Annotated in this window: 13 protein-coding genes and 1 tRNA gene; 11 read left to right on the forward strand and 3 right to left on the reverse strand. The window is 41.3% G+C overall.

Annotated elements, in window-relative coordinates:
- Window positions 1-3: 3 nt before the first annotated feature.
- From KJA58_RS02810 to KJA58_RS02820, 3 genes are all read left to right on the forward strand, one after another.
- Window positions 4-3,366, forward strand: coding sequence for a polymorphic outer membrane protein middle domain-containing protein (locus KJA58_RS02810; protein ID WP_213357944.1), 3,363 nt, complete (start codon window positions 4-6; stop codon window positions 3,364-3,366).
- A 151-nt stretch (window positions 3,367-3,517) separates the two neighbouring features.
- Window positions 3,518-3,603: transfer RNA gene (locus KJA58_RS02815), tRNA-Ser, on the forward strand.
- Window positions 3,604-4,206: 603 nt separating this feature from the next.
- The gene (locus KJA58_RS02820; RefSeq protein WP_213357945.1) at window positions 4,207-5,820 is read left to right on the forward strand and encodes a hypothetical protein; all 1,614 of its coding nucleotides are present in this window, start codon (window positions 4,207-4,209) and stop codon (window positions 5,818-5,820) included.
- A gap of 268 nt (window positions 5,821-6,088) precedes the next feature.
- On the opposite strand, the gene rnhC is transcribed toward KJA58_RS02820, so the two are convergent.
- Complete coding sequence (gene rnhC, locus KJA58_RS02825) at window positions 6,089-7,000, reverse strand: ribonuclease HIII (RefSeq protein ID WP_213357946.1); 912 nt, start codon at window positions 6,998-7,000, stop codon at window positions 6,089-6,091.
- Window positions 7,001-7,310: 310 nt separating this feature from the next.
- Between rnhC and KJA58_RS02830 the strand changes: the two genes are divergently transcribed.
- From KJA58_RS02830 to KJA58_RS02865, 8 genes are all read left to right on the forward strand, one after another.
- Window positions 7,311-8,138, forward strand: a complete 828-nt coding sequence (locus KJA58_RS02830) for a DUF2608 domain-containing protein (protein WP_213357947.1) — start codon at window positions 7,311-7,313, stop codon at window positions 8,136-8,138.
- A gap of 77 nt (window positions 8,139-8,215) precedes the next feature.
- Window positions 8,216-9,094 carry a DUF2608 domain-containing protein gene (locus tag KJA58_RS02835; RefSeq protein WP_213357948.1) on the forward strand — a complete coding sequence of 293 codons (879 nt, stop codon included), beginning with the start codon at window positions 8,216-8,218 and terminating at the stop codon, window positions 9,092-9,094.
- Between the two features lie 65 nt (window positions 9,095-9,159).
- Entirely contained in the window at window positions 9,160-10,734 is a 1,575-nt protein-coding gene (locus tag KJA58_RS02840) for a hypothetical protein (protein ID WP_213357949.1), read from the forward strand.
- Between the two features lie 512 nt (window positions 10,735-11,246).
- Window positions 11,247-11,675, forward strand: coding sequence for a helix-turn-helix domain-containing protein (locus KJA58_RS02845; RefSeq protein ID WP_213357950.1), 429 nt, complete (start codon window positions 11,247-11,249; stop codon window positions 11,673-11,675).
- 215 nt (window positions 11,676-11,890) lie between these two features.
- Window positions 11,891-12,859, forward strand: coding sequence for a hypothetical protein (locus KJA58_RS02850; RefSeq protein WP_425513812.1), 969 nt, complete (start codon window positions 11,891-11,893; stop codon window positions 12,857-12,859).
- Between the two features lie 170 nt (window positions 12,860-13,029).
- Window positions 13,030-13,491, forward strand: coding sequence for a DUF5422 family protein (locus KJA58_RS02855; protein ID WP_213357952.1), 462 nt, complete (start codon window positions 13,030-13,032; stop codon window positions 13,489-13,491).
- Window positions 13,492-13,822: 331 nt separating this feature from the next.
- Window positions 13,823-16,759 carry a polymorphic outer membrane protein middle domain-containing protein gene (locus KJA58_RS02860; protein WP_213357953.1) on the forward strand — a complete coding sequence of 979 codons (2,937 nt, stop codon included), beginning with the start codon at window positions 13,823-13,825 and terminating at the stop codon, window positions 16,757-16,759.
- Between the two features lie 12 nt (window positions 16,760-16,771).
- Window positions 16,772-19,777, forward strand: a complete 3,006-nt coding sequence (locus tag KJA58_RS02865) for a polymorphic outer membrane protein middle domain-containing protein (RefSeq protein WP_213357954.1) — start codon at window positions 16,772-16,774, stop codon at window positions 19,775-19,777.
- Between the two features lie 503 nt (window positions 19,778-20,280).
- Here the strand turns inward: KJA58_RS02865 and gatB are convergent.
- Both gatB and gatA read right to left on the reverse strand, forming a co-directional pair.
- The gene (gatB, locus tag KJA58_RS02870; protein ID WP_213357955.1) at window positions 20,281-21,744 is read right to left on the reverse strand and encodes an Asp-tRNA(Asn)/Glu-tRNA(Gln) amidotransferase subunit GatB; all 1,464 of its coding nucleotides are present in this window, start codon (window positions 21,742-21,744) and stop codon (window positions 20,281-20,283) included.
- Window positions 21,745-21,757: 13 nt separating this feature from the next.
- Window positions 21,758-23,227, reverse strand: coding sequence for an Asp-tRNA(Asn)/Glu-tRNA(Gln) amidotransferase subunit GatA (gene gatA / locus KJA58_RS02875; RefSeq protein WP_213357956.1), 1,470 nt, complete (start codon window positions 23,225-23,227; stop codon window positions 21,758-21,760).
- Window positions 23,228-23,262: the final 35 nt, after the last annotated feature.

Below are 23,262 nucleotides of genomic sequence, written 5' to 3' on the forward strand. Positions count from 1 at the left end.
CGTATGAAATTTAAGAATAAAAATTTTTCTGTCATTCTCATAACTAGCCTATTGCACATCTTCTCAGAGGCTCAAGATGTTTCTACAGGATCGAACGAAACAGAAAAAACCGTCTCCTCTTTTGATGAACTTATTAAAAATACGACAGAAGCTAGTTCTTACCCTGAAGCCCTCACTTTAAAATTCAGCAATGACATAACTTCTAATGAAAGATTTTTTGCACCCAAAAACCCTAGTTCTTCCGAACAAACCGGCTCAAAAAACGCTTTTTCCTCTTTAGAAGAAAATGGATCAACAACAACTCAACCCCCTTTCCCGGGAATAATCTCAACCTCCTCCTCCCTCACTCTGAATGGAGCAAATCATTTATTTAAAATCTCCAGCTTTAAGCTGGAAGATAATGCAAATGAAAAGAAAGGTATCAGCCTAATTTCTTCCCAAAAACTAACTCTTACTAAATTTTCTTTACTGCAAATAAATTCCTCCAGAATTCTTACTAAAGAGTTATATGGAGGCACTGTAACAAGCTCATCTCAGCCCTCAAGCTTTTCTGAAAATACTACAAACAGTAACGTTCCTTTTTCTTTGCTAGTAGGCTCAGATGTTACTATTTCTGAAAATGGTTCTGTGATTTTCTTTGGCAACTCTAATAATCAAATTAGGCAACAAAACGGTGCCGATCTAGCCTCCAACATTCCTTCTGTAATAAAAGCCGTGCCAAAGACTCCTGTAGTCGGAACCTTACAAACAAGTAAAACAGAGCTAACTTCGGAAGAAGAAGCATCTCCAGGAACAGGAAGACTGACAATTTCAGACAATTCTAGTGTGTTAGTAAGGAATAACAGCTCAGCTACAACGGGGGGAGCTTTTGCTTCCGTTACCATGGATATTAGCAAAAATGGATCCCTACGTTTTTATAATAACTCAGCAAAAAAATCTGGCGGCGCACTAGCAACTTTAGTTAATACAGCATCTCAGGAAGAACCAGAATCTCTACAGTCTTTGAGCTCACCGTCTCAAACACAGCCCTCTCCCAACACTATTTCTCTATCGCAAAACGGAGACATTCTTTTCTATGGAAACATGGCTAAATCCGGCGGAGCCATTAGCGCTCAAGAAGGTTGCTCTATAGATAACAACGGTCACGTACTCTTTAACAACAATTTAGCTAATTCGGGTGGAAGCGCTATTCACGTTTCTTCCGGAAAAGCAGCCCAAACTTTATCAGAAAAGGCTCCACAGTTAATTCTTAAAGAAAATAGAAGTGTAATTTTTTCTAAAAACACTTGTATTGAAGATGGGGGAGCTATTTTTGCTGATTCTGGAACCAAAATTTCTCTATTCGCCGATGCGGGTGATATCATTTTCTTCGGGAATACTTTCCAAAAAACCCCTGGAGGGCGATGCGCTATTTTCTTAGAGCAAACCTCCTCCTCAGCCACTATTGAGACCCTTTGTGCTTCTGATTCAAAAACCATTGCGTTCTTTGATCCTATCAAATGCTCAACCCTTAACACCACAAATGGAGAATCCACTGCAGCAGCCGAGTTTTCCTTGAACGCTGTTTTATTAGAAGAAGAGGAAGAAAAAACTCCAGCCTCTACTCCCCTATATATAAACAAAAATCCAACAGGGACTGGGGATAGTCCAAGTGTTTTGCAGAATCAAGAAAACACAAGTTACACGGGAACTGTTTTATTTTCTCTAGGGCATCCCTATGGCTCTAGTACTGATGGGAGCAATCAAACGACAGAAGTCAAACAACCTGTAACTCTAGGTGCAGGTACTTTAATCATCGATAGGGACACCACCTTTAAGTGCCAGTCTTTCACTCAGGAAAATGGAAGCACTCTCCAGCTTGGATCTGGATCCAAGCTGGAAACTACAGGAATGACATCTACCGCAGCTGAAAAGAACTCAGTGGAAAATTTAAAAAACATCAAGATAGACTTGAACAGCTTTGATCATATCCCATTATCAACCACGGAATCCTATGAAAAAACTATTTCTATCGTCCTAAAATCTGATCAACAAGCTTCGGCACCCAATACCACCTCTCTAAAGATTTCTTGTACTTCCCCAGAATATTTTGCTGCCTACAATAATTTTGATCTTGAAACTCCAGTAACCTTTCCCATACTATCGATCTCTTCAGATGCTGCAACTGCTGCTAATACCTTATCAGAGACCAGCCTTCCTGAACCAACTACTATCAATCCCAGCACAGGATACTCAGGAACCCTTACTTTTAATTGGAAAAACGGCGCTGAAGAAAAAAATGCTAACGGCGAAAAAATATTAAATGCTACATGGATACCTACAGGATACAAAGCCTCAGAGAAGTTCCAAAGTCCGACCTTTTTTGATGTTTCATGGATAGGAACCTCTGTAGCAAAAGCTGTAAGTGATTCCACGCTGTCTAAAATAGTTTGTCCCTCTGATAAAATTTTCCTATCTTCAAGTGGCGAAGGTCTTTTCACCTCATTAAAAATTGGCAAGAAGAACGCTCAATCTCAGTATGAGGGGAAAGGTTTTGAGATAAACATGGCCTTAGGCAATTTATCTTCATCTTCTCTAGAAATACGATTGGCTCGTATCTTTGGCGACGCTTCTAATGCTTACTTTGAAGAAGATATAGATACTAACGCTTACGTTGCGGGCTTTTCCATACAAAAAATTTCGCCCTCCAAAAGAATAGGCGAAGTTTTTACAGAAGCCTCCATTTACTATGCTTTTTCCGAAAACAAGTTGTACTCTTCTCAATCTGATTTTAATCCTAGAAAACTTGAGTTCGAAAGTCACTCGTTTGTATCGGCTATTACTATTTCTGGTCCTTTCCTTGGAGTCCCTGTCACTCCACACTTCTTCTCTGCAACACCGTTTCTAAAAACTGAATTTGCCCTTTCAAAAATTCCTTCTTGCATGGAAAAAGAAAATATCAGTAGCTCTCTGTTATCTCGATCTGCCATTGTTAATGTATCGGACTCCATTCGACTTCCAATGACTCTTCTCGAAACTAGGCTAAGAAAATATTCTGGAGCTTCCTTGTATAACCTTTCTGTGCTAACTGGGGTATCTTTAAAAGCTTCCCCCCAAAGACTGAAGACTCCCTTTTCCCTAGCAGCTTCTGTTGCCTTTGCTGGGGATCCATATAGACACTACCCGTCAGGGACTTTTATCATCCCACAGAACAATATTCCAGTATTTGTCAATGGAAGTCGCTTTGCTAGATGCTCCTGTGAAGTATCCTCTGTGGTAGGTATAGATTTCCTTAAAAACCTCTCTGTATATGCTGACTACAAGGGTCGATTTGCTTCTAGAAATTACTTCTATTCCGTTAAAGCGGGAAGTTCTTTTCATTTCTAACTATATGGAAGTAGTCTAAAGAAAAAAGCTATGTTTTCTTGGGAATTTCTACGTTCTTTACGAAGAAGCTTGATTTCCTTTCTACGATTTTTCTAAACTGGTAGCCTATCCTCCCTGCAGATCTTCTGCGGTAAGTCGGAGCGAAGACTCTGGAAGAGTGGCAGAGTGGTCGAATGCATCTGATTCGAAATCAGACGTTCTCTCAAGGAACCGGGGGTTCGAATCCCTCCTCTTCCGGCCTTCATTGTCACCCCTTTCCTCAGCTTCTCTAAGAAAGATAGGTTTCTGTGAACCAAGGTCTTTGGCATCACTAGGAGCTTTTCCCAACCCTATCCTTCCTATGATTAGGTAAAGCTAGAAAACCTGCAAACATAAGCGCTTAAACAACGGCGACAAACAAAAAAACAAACAGACAAAAAAAACAACGAAAACAAAAAATCACTACAACCAATTTCAGGAACCCTTCTTTCTCTATCTAAATAACCAACTTCAACCCCTTAGGGAAAAGAATGAAAAGACAACTTTTTCACATTGTTTTTAAAGAAAAAGTTGCTTAACCTCTCTCGCTTCTTTTTATTTTCAATTGCTTCTCAAGGGTTAAAATGGGCGCTGCTCTCAGCTCGCTAAAGAGATCTTTTGTGTCATTCGGAGGACCGTGTTCATAAATACCCTCTCCTTTATGACTACAGCTTATCCTCACTCTTCTCTCCCTAAACCCCTCTATTCCTGGGCCCTTTCGTTCTCTTACTCCCTTGAAAAACTCTACTACGTCTTACTTTATTTAACCTTAAAGGCTCGATCTCTATGACAATAAATCCTTTAGCAAGGAGGGCCAAATAAATGACCCTCCCTACTTCATCACCCTTTTCTAACCTCCTACAATCAACAGTAACCTCACAACCTTCAGGGTCAGGAGGAGGCTCTTCTCCTACAGATCCTCGCCCAGGCCCTTCCTCTGAAGGAGGTGGAACCCCCAATGTTTCTTACAATATCAACTTAGGACTTGGGGATCTGGGAGGACTAGGCGAATTAGGGGGACTAGCAGGATTAGAAGAACTAAGCGCCCTTGAAACAGCTGTAGAAATAGTGCAACTATTACTATCTCTCAGAGACAATCCCAGAGTCATCGCTGGTGCTACGGCTTGCTATGATAGACTTCTACCATGGTGCTCCTCTTCATGCGGATGTCCAAAATGCGGGTGTCCAAACGGTGAGTGCGGATGCGGAACCTTTGGAGCTCTTCTTTGCGATTGCTTCAAAGCTTGCTGCCTACCCATAGAAACAGATCCTTCCACAGAAAGCGCCCTATTCTTCCAAGAGCTTGCTGATGCTTTTGGCCCTATAGCCGCAGCTTTGGCATTCGAAGCTTTGGGAATAGACTTGACTTCGTTCCTTAAAGGGGAAACACAACTAGATGACCAAACAAAACAGAACTTAAACGCTAAAGCTCGAGAAAATCAAGAGCACCTAGAGGAAGTAAGCAAAAAAAAACATGATAAAAAAGTACTCGAGGCTCTCATTAAAAGTGTGGAAGGAGCAAATCAACGTCTGGTGGAAAACATCAGAAAAAATATGGAGGAACTTAAACAAGGAGTTAAGATTCCTCAAGAATCTCCTAACGTGTCATTAGATATCGGGAAAGATAAGGAAAACATATTATCGCTCCCTTTATCTTCTCAAAATATTATGGAGACTCTAGAGTCTATAAATGTTTTTGATCTAGATCTACAATGTTCAGGAAGTGTAGGAACCAAAGACGCCTCTCTCATGGCAAGAATTATCCTATACCTCCTTTCCAAGTGGTGCTCTTCCTCAATAGAAGGAGTAAGGATTTCTATTTCAGAGGCGTTATTCCAAACTGTTCTATCCCTAGTCCTGCTCATGTTCGGGTACACAACAGGAAACAAAGAGGACCTAACAGAAGATCTCCTCTCTAAAATTCAAGACCTTAGAACCCAACTTCCCATAGATAAAAACCTCCTGGGACGCCTATTCCTAGCCCTTTCATCAACAGAGGATTTAGAAACAGAAGAAACAGGCTCTGGACCGTCAACCTCCTCTGGAGGAAAAGGGAGGGGCAAAGGAAAGGGTAAGCTAGAGAAAAAACCCGCAGTCGATGAAGTCGATGGAGCGGCCCTCACGCGCCCTCTTGTTAAGGACTACGGTAGCGTGGCACACCAGAAAGACCTCATGGCTCTGGCTCAAAAAGTTTGTCAAGCAGGCGGAAATCTCCTTAGAGGCCCCCTCCCTGGAAGACCACAGCCCCCAGTGACCAAACAACCTAGATCCTTTGGTATAGGAGGCAAACAGCAAAAAACAGCGGGAACTCCAAAAACAGAAGATCCACAGCCCGGAACCTCTAAGGACTCATCAGGAGATCCTAGAACTTCCAGCAAAGAAGAATCTTCCGAAGATTCTGAAAAATCGGGAGTTGTCTCTTCCACAAGATTTTAATCAAAAACTAACGCATAAAAACAGCTAGTCTTTGCATTGAAATTACCAAACACTTACTGCGGTAACCCGCAGTAAGCCCCAAAAATAAAGTCTACTAAAGAAAGCTGTACAAAATAGCAAGTCTATTAGAGTAAGCAATACCAATTAGTTCCCAGCAAGACAAGAATAGTTCTCAGCAAAATAAGAACAACCTCCAAAACTCTTTTTCCCCCTATCTGGTTAAAGTTAATCTAAGCCAGTTTACAGGCTGAGCTGTACCAGAAAACCCTTAAGGATGCTCTTCTGATACTATCTCTGTAAAAGTTTTGAAATGAACTTTAGCTAACTTACTTAACGTGTCTGCTCCCTTTTCACGAAAAATCTTTGTGCCAGTATTTTTTGCTGCAACTCCAGCACCTTTGGGTAACTGTATTTGATAGGTATTTTCTAGCTTTTCCATAGCAGCAACAAAAGCATCCCTGGCAAGAATAGATGCTGCGGCAACGACAATATCGGATTCGGCCTTCGTTCGTTGAATAAGAGGTATCGCAGAACGCCTCTGCACCATATTTTCTAATAAGCCTTTCGACGATGCAAACTGATCCACAATAGCAAAGACCTCATCCAGTGGATCAGGAGCCAATTTAGCTATCAGTGAAGCATGCGCCCAAGCCAAAAGAACATTTAAATTCTTAAACCGCTCATACAATCGATTGTATGTCTCTGGGAACAAAACCATCACATCATAGAAACACAGAGATTTTATATGCTTAGCAAGTTTTCTGATTTCTGAATCCTTAAGAGTCTTAGAATCCTTGATGGTTGTTTGATGTAGCTTTGTCAGCACATCCTCATTGGGAGCATACACTGTCGCAATACAGAGAGGACCAAAAAAATCCCCCTTACCAGATTCATCCGAACCTATCCTTGGGCGTAAATCTTGCTCAGCATTGGGAACAGAAGTTGTTAAGCCGAAGGCACCCAGTATCTCTGGCTCGAGGAAAAACTCCACAAAATCCTGCGCTCCCTTCCCTTGAATTACAAGTTTGCCTGAAGTATATAATGTGCAGCAAACAGTAGAATCTCTTGCTTGAAAAATAGTATGCGCGGGATATGAGAAGGTAAAGCCTTTCTCCTCTAGACGTTGTTGCAAAACTGTTTGTTTAGAGGGGTCAAAAGGTATAGAAAAAACTTTATTCATAGCACTTGCGAGTACACTGTTTTGAGAAACAAGGTTCTTTCTCTTTCGGATTTCGATTTTTAAGCTATTTTTCTGAGTATCTCATACTTGTTCTTTTTCTTCTCTACTTTCCGTCCAAGGCTTTCTATTCATTTGTTTTACTTATCGGGGGATATTTTTGATTGTGATAGGGGTTTTGGACGGTTTCTTTGTATATTTTTGGTTTCTTTAGGGTTCTGAAGAGATTTATGTGTTTTTGCGTTGTCTTTTTAAAAAAATTATTTTACACTCCTCCGCTGGTTTCTGTGATCCGTCACCCTACAGGATAAATATGAACGCTCTGCTTTCCCTAGCATTCCTTTCCGCTCTGCTCATAGCAACACCTTCATACGCAAAAAAAAATCGCCAGCCAACAAGGAAGATTATTTACTCCTTCTCAGAAGTAAAAAATTTCCTTACACCAGGATGCCTAGTTTGTATCGGAGTCGATGATACTCTTTCTCAACACCGACACCTAGGTGGCCTAGGATGGCAAAAACAACGACTAGAATATCTTCAAGAACGAAAAATGTCTTGCCAGGCGGCAAAAAGACGTATGCTCAGAGAATCCGCAGCTATCTCAACATTTTTACCCAAAGAATTACTAGAAGCCGAAATCCCTTTTCGATTCCAAGAACTCGTAGATAATTTTGAAATCTTCCTTATGGGAATGTCTGCGAAAGGCTTAGAAAGCGTGCCCTCAGTCATGTCCTCACTGCTTCAACAAGGTATTGACTTCGATACCAGACCCTTGTTCCCCGAGGACTTCTTCCTTTCTCCCAAGCGGGGGCTTTCTGCATCCGGAGTATTCACAGACGGAGTGTTGTTCTGCGGTGGATTCACCGAAACAGAAGCTTTCACAGAACTGTGGATCAGAAAATCTCCTTCCCTACGTAGGCTAGTCTTTGTTCACGGAGATCCCGCGGTAGTGCAAAGCATGGAGAAAACAGCTAAAGAGCTCTCTCTAGCCTACACAGGACTGGTATATTACCCAGCCACAGAAACCGTCTTTTCCTTTGCCCCCCCCTACTCCACAGCTGTGGCAATGCAGTCAGAAACAGCTCTAAAAATATTACCTGACGATCTGGCATACAAAGCACTAGCCATGCTCGAGGAATAGAAAACAAAGAACTCGAAAGAGGAACCGTAGTTGAAAAAATGACTGATAGGACAGGTTTTAACTTAAGAAGGTTTGTTATGAGAATGTTGTTTTCTATGCTCCTTAGCTTGTTTATTGCTTACTCACAACTAGGTCGTCTCGAAGCGGTTACTAGCAAGTTAAACGACATTTCTCTAATAGAAAAATATGCCGGAGAAGACACTCTCGTGTGCTGGTCAGTAGAAAATGTTTTATGTACGCCAACCTCTATGCTTGGCAGCATGCAAAGGGTTGCTTCCTTTCGATCCGGAGAGATTGTTTCTTCCCTGCCCGAAGAAGAGGTTGATAAAAAAGCTGTAGATGAGTGGGTTGCTGTCAATAACTTATGTGGTCACTCTATCATACATCCCTCTGTAACAAACACCCTCATAGCTCTCTCTCTGAAGAAAGTGGATATGTTGGGAATCTCTGTTGCCGACCTTACCTCTGCAGCTTCTATACTAGACACTCTAGAAAGAAACGAAATATTCCTAGAAAAATCCGGAGCTCGGTTCCCCAATATTTTTATCAAAAACCCAGATTACCGAGAGGAATGTTTACGATCACTCCTTCTAGAAGAAAATATCCTTTTCACAGGAAGCATGGCAGCAAATACTACGGTAGGGAAAGCTTTTTCCCTGTTCCTAAACTCGTTAAACACCAAGCCTGCCAGAGTCATCTATGTCGATGGAAACCCTGAGGATATCCTTTCCATGGAGGAGGTTTGTGAGGCCGCTAACATCTATTTTATAGGAGTATCTTTCAAATCTTCAGAAAAGAAACTAAGAGGTTACGATAACGTCGTCGCTGATTTACAAAAGACTTTGCTCTTAGATCAACTTTCAGATGCTTTTTTTACCAACATTCTATCTAGCCTACAATCAAAAACAGGGGCGATCAAAAAAGCATCTTGCATAGAGATCTTACAAGATTTTTAAAAGCTGTAATTTAGTTAAGGAGAGTTTTTATGAATAGAAAAACTTTGAAGGGTTGGTAGGTCGAGATGGTCTCCCCTACCCCTTCAGGCACACCAGTTCCTTTAGACCCTCAGGTCACTATCCAACAACCTGGTTCTTCTTCCGAAGGACAACCTCCCGCATCTCAAGGCCCTCAAGGGGCTTCTTCCGGCGTAGAAAGAGGACCTTCTGTAACGCGGCACGAGTACTCCTTCCATTTAGGTTTTTTGCAGTCTAACTTTGTGGATCTTGCTCGCCAAATTTTGGAACTCATTGATTCTATAACCTCTGGGCCCAGAGTTACAGCGGGAGCAAGAGCTTGCCACGATCACTTAGGTCCTTGCTGCGAGGCTCCTTGCGGATGTCCCACCTGCGGTTGCCCTGATGGACAATGTGGATGTGGAAGATTTGGAAAGTTCCTCTGCGACTGTTTTTCCGCTTGCTTCCTCCTTCAACGAGAGGATGACGAAAATCCCGGAGCAAAATTCTTTCTCACTCTTGAGGAAAAATACGGCCCCCTAGCTGTCGGACTCGCCTTTAATGAAATGGGGCTGAGTCTGACGGAAGTTTTTAAAGGATCTTTGCCCCTTACGGAAGATCAAAAGAGGGAATTAGAAGCCAAAGCCTCAAGTGGTCAAGACAAGCTCCTTCGAATAGGACTAAAGAAACAGGGAGAAAAGATTCAAAAGCTCCTGTCTGAAGTACGTTCCGGGCAACATTCTGATATCAAAGACCAAATATTACAAGGAATTCAACAACTAACAGAAACAGATCCTAAAGATTGGCCAGAAAGGCGGAGTGTTTTCGTAGAATTTTGTGACGGCACCGCAGGAACACCTCCAACCCCTATTTCAGAAGAGGATCTGAGGGAAATGCTCCTGTGTATGTCTATGGGCGATACAACCCTAGGCCATTCAGGAGGAATAGGTGTTAGAGATGCTTCTGCGGCTGCCCGGTTAACATGTACGCTGCTGTCAAAATGGGCAGGATCCTCAGCTCCTGGAGTAAAGGTATGTATCCCTGAATTCATGCTAAATCTTTTGCTTGCACTTGTTTTATTACTCCTCGGATATGTTCCAGGGACTAAGGAGAAACTTTCGAAAGAGCTATTGAGAGAGCTCAAAAATTATGGTTCTTCGCTTGGAATTAATGGAGACACCCTTAGAAGTAAACTTCTGGGAGAAGGAGTCTCTACTCCTGAGGATGATTACGATCTGTCAGATGATGAAGACGGAAGCTCAGAAGGAGCTAGAGGACAAGATGAACCTGACATGCCTTTACTCACCTCTCCAAGGAAACCTCGAGGACCAAAATCTTCCAAGGCATTAGGGATAGGATTCAGAAGCGTGGAACAACAAAGAAAACTTGTTGATGCCGTCAGGAAAGTTCATGTTCTCTCCACTTCATTTGGTATCTCTGGAGGCCCTATCGCTACACAACCACGCCCCTCGGGATTCTCTGGAAAGAGTTCCTTTGACGATTCAGCCGGAGAAGGAACCTCCTCAAGTCCAGGCCCCCGAGGAGCTCCTGGCAAAGGAACTCCTAAGCCAACATCATCAGGATTAGGATCGGGATCTCGCGGAAGTGATTCGGGAGGCTCCAAAGAAAGCACCGCTTTTTAATCTCTTAAATGTTGCTTGAAGGGTTTTCTCAAATCCTTCAAGCAGCTAATCCCATATAAACCTTAAGGCAGTCCCATAAAGTTTTTTCAGAAAATCTTTTATGAGATTTTCTAAAAGATTCTGAAGCAGAAAAACTTTAAAGACTCTCCAAAAGTAAAGGCTAGGACAGTCAGAGCTCGTTCCAAACACAAAATCCGTTTATAAAAACCTGATAGACTTTAGAGAAACGAACGGTTGGTAAGGTCGTCTACCCAAACAAAAAGAATTTTGGTATCTCTAATCAAAATAGGCGGTCGCCTCCCCAGACACCAACCTTCATAGCACATAAATAAAAATGATCAATATCAAGAATTAATAAAAAACAGCTGTTCTTCTATCCATGCCTCTGACATATTCTTAAAGTTATAGTGACATATAAAACTCTGTGAAATATCCTCCAGGCAATACCGAGTCCTAAGCAGGGATTTACCAACCATTACAACCATAAGCTACAATGAAGGAAGGAGGACATTGTGAATGCATCTGTTCACAAAGACTTAATTCGGTTAGGGGATGCTTTTCGTCGAACTCGAGAAGAAAAAGGCTTGTCTCTAAGGGAAGTTGAATCCGCTATCTCCATACGTGTTCATTGCCTAGAAGCTATAGAATCCGGGTGCTTAGGAAAGTTAATCTCCCCTGTTTATGCCAGAGGATTCATAAAGAAATATGCTTCCTTCCTAGGGCTAGACGGAGAACAAATGCTACGCGATCATCCTTACGTTCTCAAACTTCTCGACGAATTTACCTCCAAAGATGCTGAACTTGTTTTTGAGCTAGGGTTCGGCTCCCGCAGCACCCCCGGAAGGGACGTTAAATGGCTGCCTGGAGCAGCAAAGATCGCTCTCTCCGTTATTGGAGCCGCCATTCTATGGTGGTTTATCTCCATCATCAGCAGTGATTAATATCATCTTCGACGCTCATACTAGCCCCCGTTGGATACTTCTTTCTTCTCATCCTTTTATGCTCCGCCACTAGATTTCTTCTAAATTCAGAATAAAGACAATAGTGGCGATGCTGTTGTTCTTTATTTATTCTAGTGCTATCGTGAACGGCATTGTCCTGTAAATAGTTGGTGTAATACGACGTCTTTGTCAATTCTGTTTCTTGGTATACTATGTTGCTTAAGTGTGTTTCGCATGTCATTATCGCTTTGGGTCATCTGCTTTCTGCTCCCATACTGATGGTCAGAGAGCTAATATGCGGACCCGAACAGGAGCACCAAGCGCCACCCTCTTTCAAACCCATCTCCGTCCATGCTAAATATCTAGTCGTGAACCCCGCAGACTTCGACAAATTATACAAACAGTCAATCGGTTACAAACAGTTCGATACTACGCTTTCACTTACGCTGCCAATTACAATGAAATCTGGATTCCTCTTTTCCTGCGGATATACAGGGGCAAATATCGACTGGCAAGCCTCCATAGAACCTAAACCCGTCAACAAAGATAAAGATCAACATTGGCTGGGCTTCCGCACCTTCCAAGAACGATCAAATTTTGGATACCTAATGCTGTCAGCGGGAGCTTACACCCTATCTATGAATAAGTGGCAATGGTCCCTCCTAGTGTCAGGTATGATAGACCCAGAAAAAATTACTCACAAAGAGTATTCTTGGATGCAAGGACTTATATCTGGAAAATACCAAGTTACGGAAAATATGGACTCCGTTTTCGGAATAATAGGAGAAACAGGTTTGAAAGAAACCAACGTGCGTCCACTCATAGGGGCCTCCTATAAGCCATCAGATAAAGTAACTATCAACTGCATATACCCCGTGAACTTCTCTGCAGAATACGAATGCACCAAGGTATGTACTTTTTCCACAGCCTTCCGTTTAAACAGATTTCGCAAAAGACTATACGAAAATATCTATCCCTCCTCAAGAGGGGTGTTTGAATACCAGGGAAGAGCCATTGAAGCTGCTGTCAAATTGGATCCCGCTCCGGGATGTTCCATAAAAGCCTTCTACGGAATTTCTGTAGGAAGTGATATCTCTTTGACTGAAGAAGACGGCGGCAATAAGCGCATCTATCCTTTCGGCTATTCTGCTTTTATGGGGGGATCAGCAGTTCTAAGCTTTTAAAAACCTCCTATTTCTAAACTTTCGACCTTAAAACCTTCTAATCACGAACGAAATACATCTTTGCAGACATTCCTGTTCTGAGAAGAAAAGCTTTGTTTCTTTTTTCTAAGTTCAGATAAAATGGGCCGCCCTAACATAATCAAACCCGGAAGTTTCTTTACTAATCGCTTATGTCAAACCCCATTCCTACACTCAGAAAAGCTGGCGATATATTTTTTTCTCTAACTTTTCCCGAGAGAATAGCTGCAAAAAAATTGAAAGAAACTGCCGCAGAACATCGATGCGCAGCTATCGCTGTCATGGCTTTAGCAGCCTCTATTCTAGGACTACTAAAGGTCGTTACTATCCCTGTAGAACTTTGCTCGGGATGCGTGTCCCTCCCTATGAAAGCCATCATAGCAGGCCTCAAAGAAAAATCCTTGCGGGCAACGCTCCCCGCTATACTTGCTTGGACATTCTGTATCCTAGCTCTAGCACTCATCGTCGCTACCGTAGTGGCCGCAGCATTCCTGCCCCCAGCAGTCGTCTTCTTTGCTATAGGCGTCGTCATCGCTGCAGCTTCCGCTACAAGCTTCCTCTCTATGCACAACCAAATCTACCAAATAGATGCTCCTGCGACAAGCGGGAGCTAGAAAATCTCAAAGAGTTCTCCAAAAAATTAAGAAGGTTTCTACAAATAAAAAATAAAAAAATTTTTTAACCAATTAAAAAGCTCTGCCGCCCTAGCCTCCTAACCCACCCCCCTGCATGCTAGACATTCTCGAAGAGTTTCCTTTTTTATCCAAATTATCCCTAAGATACTTAAATCGCTTCTGCTTTTCTTTTTCTAAAAAAATTCATACACATCAAAAAACTTTTCGATTATCTAAAAAAAAGAACTCTTTATACAAAAGAATTCTTAAGGGAACACCCGCCAGATAACTCGAAGTCTGAAGAAACAGTAGAAAAGGAACTAGCACACCCATGCGAAAAAAACAGTCCCTATACCTTGTTGTGTTGGCTCTACTTTTGAAACTAGCAGTCTGCAAAGGGGGCATGCCGAACGACTTTATATTAATAGACAACGCCTTTGATACCACAGAAAAAGATGGAGTCACCACTCACTCCCTTAACAGAAATTTTACTGTTTCCTCCTTTATTGAAACCATTCTTTCTCCTTATCACCTAATGTTTACCCAGAATAAGGTGGTTTTTCAGGGGAATAATTTTGACTTTTCTTTAAGCTACCTAAACTTAGCCAACCAATTGGCTGAATCCGATACCTCCAATGATGTAACTTTCCAAAATTTCAACGAATTAAAAATAGATGATAGCGCAGGGTTCAGTTACATACTGAAAGCAGATGATATCAAGTTCACAAATAATGAACTTCTATCTATTTCACGAAATCAAATTCCCGTTAAACCTAGAAACGAGTGGGGAGGATGCATTTTAACAAAATCATTTGAATCTTCACGAAACAAATCCATTTTTTTTACCGGAAATATGATCCGAGAAACAGGGGTGGTAGTTAGAGCAGAGGAGTCGATAAAAATTCTAAACAACAAATTCGTAATAGCTTCCAACAATTTCGGCACCAAAGGCTGTTTAGCTATAACTCCTTCCTCAACAAAAGTTTCTGGGTTGGACATTAGCCATAACGAACTTGTCATGTTCACGAGTAATAGCGCGAATACAGAGGAGGTTAGCCCAGATCCCGGTGGAGGAGCCATTTATCAAAGAAATAGCGATTTTTCTATTACAAATAATCAAGTTATAGTCTTTCATAAAAACCAATCCTCTAAGTATGGAGGTGCTATAGCCTGTGATGGTTTAGATATATCTAACAATTCTTTAGTCCTATTTTTAAATAACATTAGTGTAGAAGGAGGCGGGGCAATCTGCCTACACCAAAGTCACTCCGGAATTTTTTGTTTGTCGGCCAGCTCTGGAGATATTATCTTCCATGGCAACACTCAGGGATTTAGTAGAAATGCCATAAATTTTAAGAGTAGTAGCAACAGTCGTCAGACTACATTTAAGTACGCTCAAGCCAAAAAAAGCCACAAAATTCACTTTAATGATCCAATAGATGCTACTAACGCTTCTAATTCTTCTTCAAATCCTGTCACCCTCAATCCTAAAGACAATATTAATCCCAATTCCGGGAAGATAGTTTTTTCTCTTCTAGGGAAAGCTTCGGAAGACGAGTCTCCAGATGGAACTTCTAAAATTCAAAAGTTAAAACAAGAGGACGGAGTCATTGTTGTTAAGGACAGGGCAACTCTAGCCTCAAGAAATTTTTCTCAATCAAGAGGCTGGCTTGTCCTTGGATCAGGTGGTTCTTTTGGAACATATAGCCTCTCGTCGGGAACAAACAATAACAACACAGCTTCTATAGCTTTATCTAAACTAGCCATAGACGTTGCTTCTATACTAAATAATGATTCGAAGATGAAGGGAACAGAGGGAGAGACAGAAGCCAATAAAATCCCCGTACTTATCATAGATAACGGGACAGGATCTTCTACTTCCTCTTCGGACAAAATCTCTGTATCCGGGCCTATTTATCTTACGGATGAAAACCTCTCTCTTTATGAATATGACACCAGAATGGCTTCATCCCTAGGCCCTCTTAAACTCCTAGGATTGAAAAAATCTGCTACTACCACAAATTCTTCCTCCAAAATCGATGTTTCTAAGGTGGATCTCACCACCCAACCTAACCACTATGGATATCAGGGCTCTTGGCAATTGGCATGGGAAACTCCTACTGCAGAGGATAGAACAGGAGAAACTATACAATCCTATCTTGTTGGCTCCTGGATCCCTAACGGACAATACCTTCCTAATCCTGAAGTAGAAGGAAAACTTCTTGCTGACTCTTTAATCTCTTCTAACTTCGCCATTAGCAATTTCTTCGAATCCATACATAGACAAGACCGTAATGATCTTTTTTTTATAAACACCTTTAGAAAAAAAGGATGGAAATACGATGTCCAAGGGAACTTTATTTCCTCTATACAGTCATCATCAAATAAATTCCCTTTTAATCATAAGTTCTCCGGATTCTCTGCTGCAGCTTCTGCTTTTTCCTCCTTTAATAATCAGTTAGGTATTGCTATATCCAAAATCTCTTCTCATACCAACCATAAAGATTTTGACCATGAAGTCCTCTCTCCTATTCTCTCTGCAGCACTCTTTTCTACTTTTTACCCCAAAAAATCTATCATCTCTGAAGTCCATACCATTTTAGCCGCCTCTAAAAGCAACAATATCTTTAAAAATAATGCAAATAAAAAAATAGAACTACCAAAGGAAGTCCTTCCTTACTATGAAATGATCAAAAAAGACGGCATCTTCTTAAGCCAAGATGAAAATAAGGCTATCAGCGTTCCCTCTGCAAAATTCCTTTCTCGTACACTCTCTACTCAGTGGGATTTCTTCCTAAGACCTAACCTCTTTAAGATACTAAACACGCCTATATTAATGCTTTTCTCTCCATTCTGTTCCATTCAAGCTTTCTTCTCAGAATTTTCTAATTTCGAAAACACAGAAACAACGAAATATAACAGAACACTAAAACAAAAACACTCTGCTACTCACCTCTTTCTACCTATAGGCGCTAGATGTTCTGTTCCTTTCCACTTCTTAGGAAATTTTGCTCAAACTAAAGCTTTTTGCTCCTATGTTCCCTTAGCATACAGGAAAAATCTTACCTTAGAGGGCTCCCTGTCTCCCTTGCCTAATGCCTCTTGGGAAACTTCTAACTCTAACTTACCAAGAAACTCTGCCAAAGCTTCTATCTCCCAAGAAGTGGTTTTCAAAGATACTATTAAAGTGAATGCTTCTTATTCCATCCATTACCTCTACTCCTCTTTCTTACAAACAGCTAATGTCGGGATACAAACAATCTTTTGAGGAACATACTACATGCTAACAAACAAAAGATTCCTTACCTTACTCCTATCGGGACTTCTTCACCCCTCCTTCCTCTCCGCTACCGGAACTACCCCTCAAAACATCGGGTCTATAGAAGACCTCATAAGCGAAGCTCCACAAAATGGCGGAAACTTAGTATTAACTAACAATATCTTTGATTCTAACCAACTCTATAAGTCTCCTAACGAGGAAAATTCCAACAACAGTACAGTGAAAGGAGTCATCGATAACACCTCCAATCTAACCATAGACGGCAATAACCACTGCTTCTGCTTCTCTAATATCTGCGTAGAAAGTCCTAATGGAGTTTCTCCTTGTTTCATCAACTGTGGAAATACTCTTACTTTACAAAACTTCGCTCAAATCAATGGAAATCAACTTTCTCAAATAATAAAAAATGGAACTGCCTCCTCTTCATCTTCATCTTTCATAAGCGCAAAGAACGTCTCTATTTTAAATAACAAGCAAGTGTGTTTTGAAAACTCTTGCTCTCTTTTTCCAACCCTATCTAACGGAGTTTGGCATCCAGGACTGATTAGAGCTTACGCAAATACTTCTGAAAATATCTCCTTATTCAATAATACAGGAGATGGAACTCTATCTATAAAAAAAAATGGTTCTGTAATTTTCCGTAATAACCATTGTCAACAAAAAGGAATCCTTTCAGGAAATAAAATACATCTGGAAAGCAATCAATCTCTGATCTTTGAGAACAACTACTCTATGAGAGAAGGGGGGGCTATAGCTTGCGTTGATATGAATACAGCCGAAGTTACTATAAAAAACAATACAAACGTGCTTTTTAGAAATAATTTTGGATCACAAGGGGGTGCTTTTACTTGCTATAACAAAATGGATCTTACAAATAACGAATCTATTATTTTTGATAATAACCGATCCTCAGATAGTGGAGGAGCTATTCACTTACAAGAATCTTCAACTTCAGAAGTAAATAACCACGCCTATCTCGTAAGAGGAAATAAAGACATTATCTTTTCAAGAAACATTAGTCAAAAGGGCCCTGCCATATCTCTGAATAGCAATTCCAACATTCAGCTAGGGCTATTTGCTGATAAAGGGGATATTACCTTCCTACAAAATATAAAAATTGACACAAACAACGAACCTCAGCAATGTTGCTCCATTGAACTTCAGGGCTCTAGTCTCACAGATACAGGAAAATTAAGATTTCTTTGTGCTTCTGAAGGACATTCAATTAATTTTTATGATCCTATATTCTGCGAGGCCGGTCTAAGCGAATCAACAAATCATGATCTCTCCATAAACGGTCCACATAAAGAAGATGAAGATTCTCAACAAACCAGCTACGCTCCTTTTGAGATAGACTCAAACGAAGCTTTCACTGGAACTATTTTGTTTTCAGCTCAACAAATTCCTCAATTTCTCAAACAGAACTCAGAGCCCTATGAGGCTAGTCGAATAACTGTTTTACCTACCCGAGTATATTTAAAAAACGGCATACTCGCTATTGGTAGAGATACTATTCTCAAATGCCGGCTGTTTACTCAAGATGGAGGCCTCTTAAAACTCAGCGCAAATAGCAAATTGGAAACTGCTTGGTTTACTAGAATTAAGGACCTATCTCTGGACTTAGGCTCTTTCGATCAGCTCATACTTTCTGACACCCCAGCTCTAATCCAGCTCGATGGAGGGCAAAGAAGTTTGCAAGGAGTTTTGTCCTTCTGTAACTCGGACAAATTTGCCTCCTACGACCAGCACCCCTTAGGAGTTTCCAAGAGAGTTAATATTTTAAAAGTAGAGGCACCTCGGACCGAAGATGGTAAGCAATTTACAAATAATTCTCAACTAGAAACAAAAAAAATATCTATCAACCCCTCCACCGGATACGCAGGAACTCTCGAATTTGAATGGGATGGAGGAACTGACCCATCTAACAAAAAAAATCTCTACGCTACATGGACACCTACAGGATACAACGCCTCCCCAGAATTCAGATCCCCTACATTCCTCAATACTTCTTGGATGGGCGTTGCTGCTACTAAAGCTATCTCCTCCCCTTTACTCCCAGAAAAACAGCCTCACTTTAAACACGGTCTCTTTGGCCTCTCCGCTGAAGCTCTCATCTCCTCTTTAAACATTAGACCCTCTAGAGGAGATGAAAACCTTCACTTCTCTGGAAATGGATACGCTATAGGTTGTTTCTTAGGAAGCCAAACTTCCTCTGTAGAAATACGTTTAGGAAAATTAGACGGACAGGCTTTTAATCAGAAATTTAATGAGGAAGTAAATTCCTCATATTACTTAGGAAATCTTAGCTTCAAAGGATCTACAAATAAGACTCCCTTGGGCGAAATGTATTCTAGCTTCGCTCTCTCCTATGCTTATGCCGACAATAATATCTACGCTTCTTTCCCTGAAGATTTCTTTGGACGCAGGCTCTCCTTCCATTCCACAAACTTTTTAGCAGAATTAATGTTAGCTAAGCCTCTTACAGGACATGGCCTTTCACCACATTTCAGCTCCACAACACCTTTCTTAAAAGCTGCTTTCTGTGTAGCAAAAAATCCTGGATGCACAGAGACGGAGCTTACCAACGATGTCATAACCAGACAAATCCTTGTCCCTGTACATAGTTTCGTTCAGAAACTTATGATCCCTCCTCCTATAAGACTGCGAAAATACTCCCCCTCTACCCTTTATAATCTTTCCATTTCTCCAGGAGTTTCTACAGAATCCACAGCTAAATGGAATATCTTCCCTGTCTCCCTACGACTTGCTGCCGCTCTTTCTGTGGACCCTTATAAGGTAACGCCCAAAACTACTATGATTATCATTCAAAATGCCTTCCCTGTACCCGTCAGAGGAATGAGCCTCGCCCGTTGTTCCGCAGAAGTGGCTTCTTCCTTCCAGATCAAACTACTTCCTTCTCTAACCTCTTACGTCGATTACAAAGGAAACTTCTCTACTAGAAATATCTCTAATTCTTTAAAACTAGGTAGCAGTCTCATCTTTTAACTTTTTTTTCACTGAACCATCACTAATAATCAAAGACTTCGAATTATGAAGAGTTTTTTCTCTTACAAGGCTGCTGCAAAATTGTCTACAATGAATCTTAGAGATCGTAAGGAATAATTTTGTTCAAAGGCAGACTGTTGAATCCTAATTCCAAAGAAAAGAAAAAAGTTAAGAAACCTTTCCTTAAAAAACTAAAAAGAACCGATCGCTTCGTCTGGCTGCTGTTCTTCATTCACTCTACCGCCTTGGCCCTGTTTCTATGGTTGATAAGGAAGTAGATGTTTTCTGAAGCGCCCTCTGCTAGAGAACCCACGGCCCCTTATTGAGTTAGAAAAAGCGGGAGAAGTTCTTTGTAGCAGTACCTCTTAAACACGACAAACAGCTCGGGATTAAAATCTTCTGTTGCTCGTCTCCCTATATAGAGCCTCACCCATTAATCACTAGGTCCATAGAAAAACAAATGTCTCTTTTCTGCGGGGAAGACAGACCATTCCCAGGAAACCCTACTGACCTATCTCGGCTAGAAGTAACTCATTAACCTTAGCTGGAGGCGCCTTCCCTTGAGTTTCCTTCATAATTTTTCCCACAAGAAATCCTAAGGCTTTGGTTTTACCATTCTTATAATCTTGAACAGACTCTGGATTATCTCTAACCACCTTAACTACTATCTCTTTGATAGCAGATTCATCCGTCATAGGGAGAAGAGAAGGATTTTCTTTGACAAGATCTTCGGGACTCTTTTCCGGAGAAGCAACCATCATATCTGCTATTTCTTTGGCAATCTTACCTGTAAGAATACCTTCCTCTATCTTGTTGACAAGGTCCATGACCGATTGAGGGGTTATACCAGATTCTACTAGAGAACTACTCGTATTTTTGTACCTGCCAGCAAATTCTACCGTTATCCAATTGGATAAGGCTCGAGGGTTTTTACAACCGGAAACCGCCTGCTCAAAGAAGGCCGCTACCTTCTTATCATTTACAATAATTCCTGCAGTCTCTTCTGCTAAGCTGTAGTCAGATAAATACCTTAGATATTTATCGTAGGGCAGCTCTGGTAAAGTATTACGAATATTTTCAACAAAAGCTTCCGTTAGCTTTAAAATAGGTAAGTCTGGCTCTGGGAAATACTTGTAATCCGCAGCTGTTTCTTTGGAGCGCATCAAGACTGTCTCTTTTTTTTCCGGATCCCAGCGATACGTTGACTGTAAAACAACTTTTTTTGGATCTTCTCCCGGCTGCGAAAGATAGGCTGAAACTTGCCGACGCTTCTCAGCTTCTAAAGCCTGAGCCATAAAAGCAAAAGAGTTCATGTTTTTAATTTCTACTTTGTTTCGTAGCTCGCTACTTCCCCTCGGCCTAACGGAGATATTCACATCAAAACGTACGGAACCTTCTTCCATGTTACAATCAGAAACTCCCAAGTAATCTATCAGAGATACTAGGGCTGTTGCATAAGCAACAGCCTCCTCTCCTGAGAAAATACAGGGTTTAGAGACTATTTCTATAAGAGGCACTCCTGCCCGGTTATAGTCTACTCCAGCAAAGTTCCCAAAATGTTTGAGAGTCCCAGCATCGTCCTCCAAATGAGTTTCTGCCAACTCAAAAACCTTTTCTTCTCCACCCACTAAAGCACGAACAACACCACCTCTAACGATAGGGTAGTCAAACTGAGTGATTTGAAAATTTCTAGGAGAGTCTGGATAGAAATAGGATTTCCGATCAAACCGACTTTCCATCGATATCTGTCCTTGGACAGCGCAACCAAAAAGTACAGCTTTCTCTACAGCAGCTTTATTTAATACAGGTAGGGTGCCTGGAAGGCCTGTACACACAGGAGAAATATTTGTGTTCGGCTCATCTCCGAAACGGTTTCTTGCTGAACTAAAAAGCTTTGACGCCGTGTTCAACTCTACATGCACTTCCAATCCAATTACAGATTCCCAATTATCGTACTCTTTGTCCATCAATATACCTCTCCTAAGCGACAGCAAAAGGCTCAGGGCAACAGTTTTTTAATTTTGATAGCTCTTGAAAAGTATAAGCAGCCTGGCATAACTCTTTATCCGACCCCACAGCTCCTATTAACTGTAGCCCCAGTGGCAACTTTTCCTGAGAAGAAAAACCAGAAGGAACCGATATTGCTGGTAAATAGGCCAGATTGACGGCCACAGTATAGATATCTTGTAAGTATAAAGATACAGGATCTAAAACTGCTCCACTCTTGAAGGCTGGCCCCGTACATACAGGAGTAGCAATAAAATCACAGACTTCAAAAGCCTTACGAAAAGCTCTGCAAATCCCTTCCCTCAGGGCCTCTGCTTTACCGTAGTACTCTTTTCTCTTAGAGGAAGATAAAACATAATTCCCTAGAAGAATTCTCCGAGTAACTTCTTGACCAAAACCTTCTTCTCTAGAGCGTTCCAGCATATCTTTCAATGTCTTTGCTTCCTTACAACGATGGCCATAACGCACACCGTCAAAACGAGCTAGGTTAGTAGCAGCTTCGGCAGAAGCTACTACGTAATAGACAGAAACAGCATGCCGCAACATATCCAAATCCACTTCTACAACACGAGCGCCTTCTTTAGTAAAGACCTCTAGAGCTGCATAAAAGTTTTCTTTAGAATCTTCAGACAAATCCTTAAGGAAGGATGTTGGCACTCCTATCAAATTAGGAACTTCTATCCGCTTAATCGATTCTGAGAAAGACTTGCCATCAGCAAAAACATCCCTGGAAGTGGCGTCTTTTTCGTCCCTTCCCGCAATAACATCCATAGCCAAAGCAACATCTTCAACAGTGTTCCCCAAAGGCCCTATTCTGTCTAAAGAGGAGGCAAAAGCTACTAGTCCATACCGAGATACCGTTCCGTAAGAAGGATTAAAACCCACGACACCACAAAAAGAGGCCGGCTGTCGGATAGACCCTCCAGTATCTGATCCCAAAGCTATAGGGCAAAGCCTTGCAGAAACAGCAGCTGCGGATCCTCCAGAAGATCCTCCAGGAACTCGATCTAAGTCCCAAGGATTTTTAGTTGGATGAAACGCTGAATAAGCCGTGGAAGACCCCATAGCAAACTCATCCATATTCAATTTACCCAGAATGATAGCATCTTCTTTTTCCAAAGCCCCGATAACTGTAGCAGAGAATGGAGCTTGGTATCCTTCCAACATTTTTGAGGCACAAGTCGTAGGAAGTCCTTTGATATGAATATTATCCTTAACTCCTACCGGAATCCCCGCCATCTTCCCCAAAAGCGCTCCTTGAGCTCTCTTTTCATCAAGCTCTGCGGCTTTTTTCAAAGCCCTATCTTTGCACAAATGTAAAAAAGCCTGTACCTGATCATCAAATCGATAGACCCTATCAAAAAAGTATTCCACAATTTCAACAGCAGAAACTTCTTTTTGCAAAAAACTTTCTTTCAATTCGATAGCAGTCTTTTTGTACATGCTCTACTTCCTTGTTACCTACTTATCCATGGACT

Origin of the sequence: Chlamydiifrater phoenicopteri (assembly GCF_902807005.1) — a bacterium.
In the GTDB taxonomy this organism is placed as follows: Bacteria; Chlamydiota; Chlamydiia; order Chlamydiales; family Chlamydiaceae; genus Chlamydiifrater; species Chlamydiifrater phoenicopteri.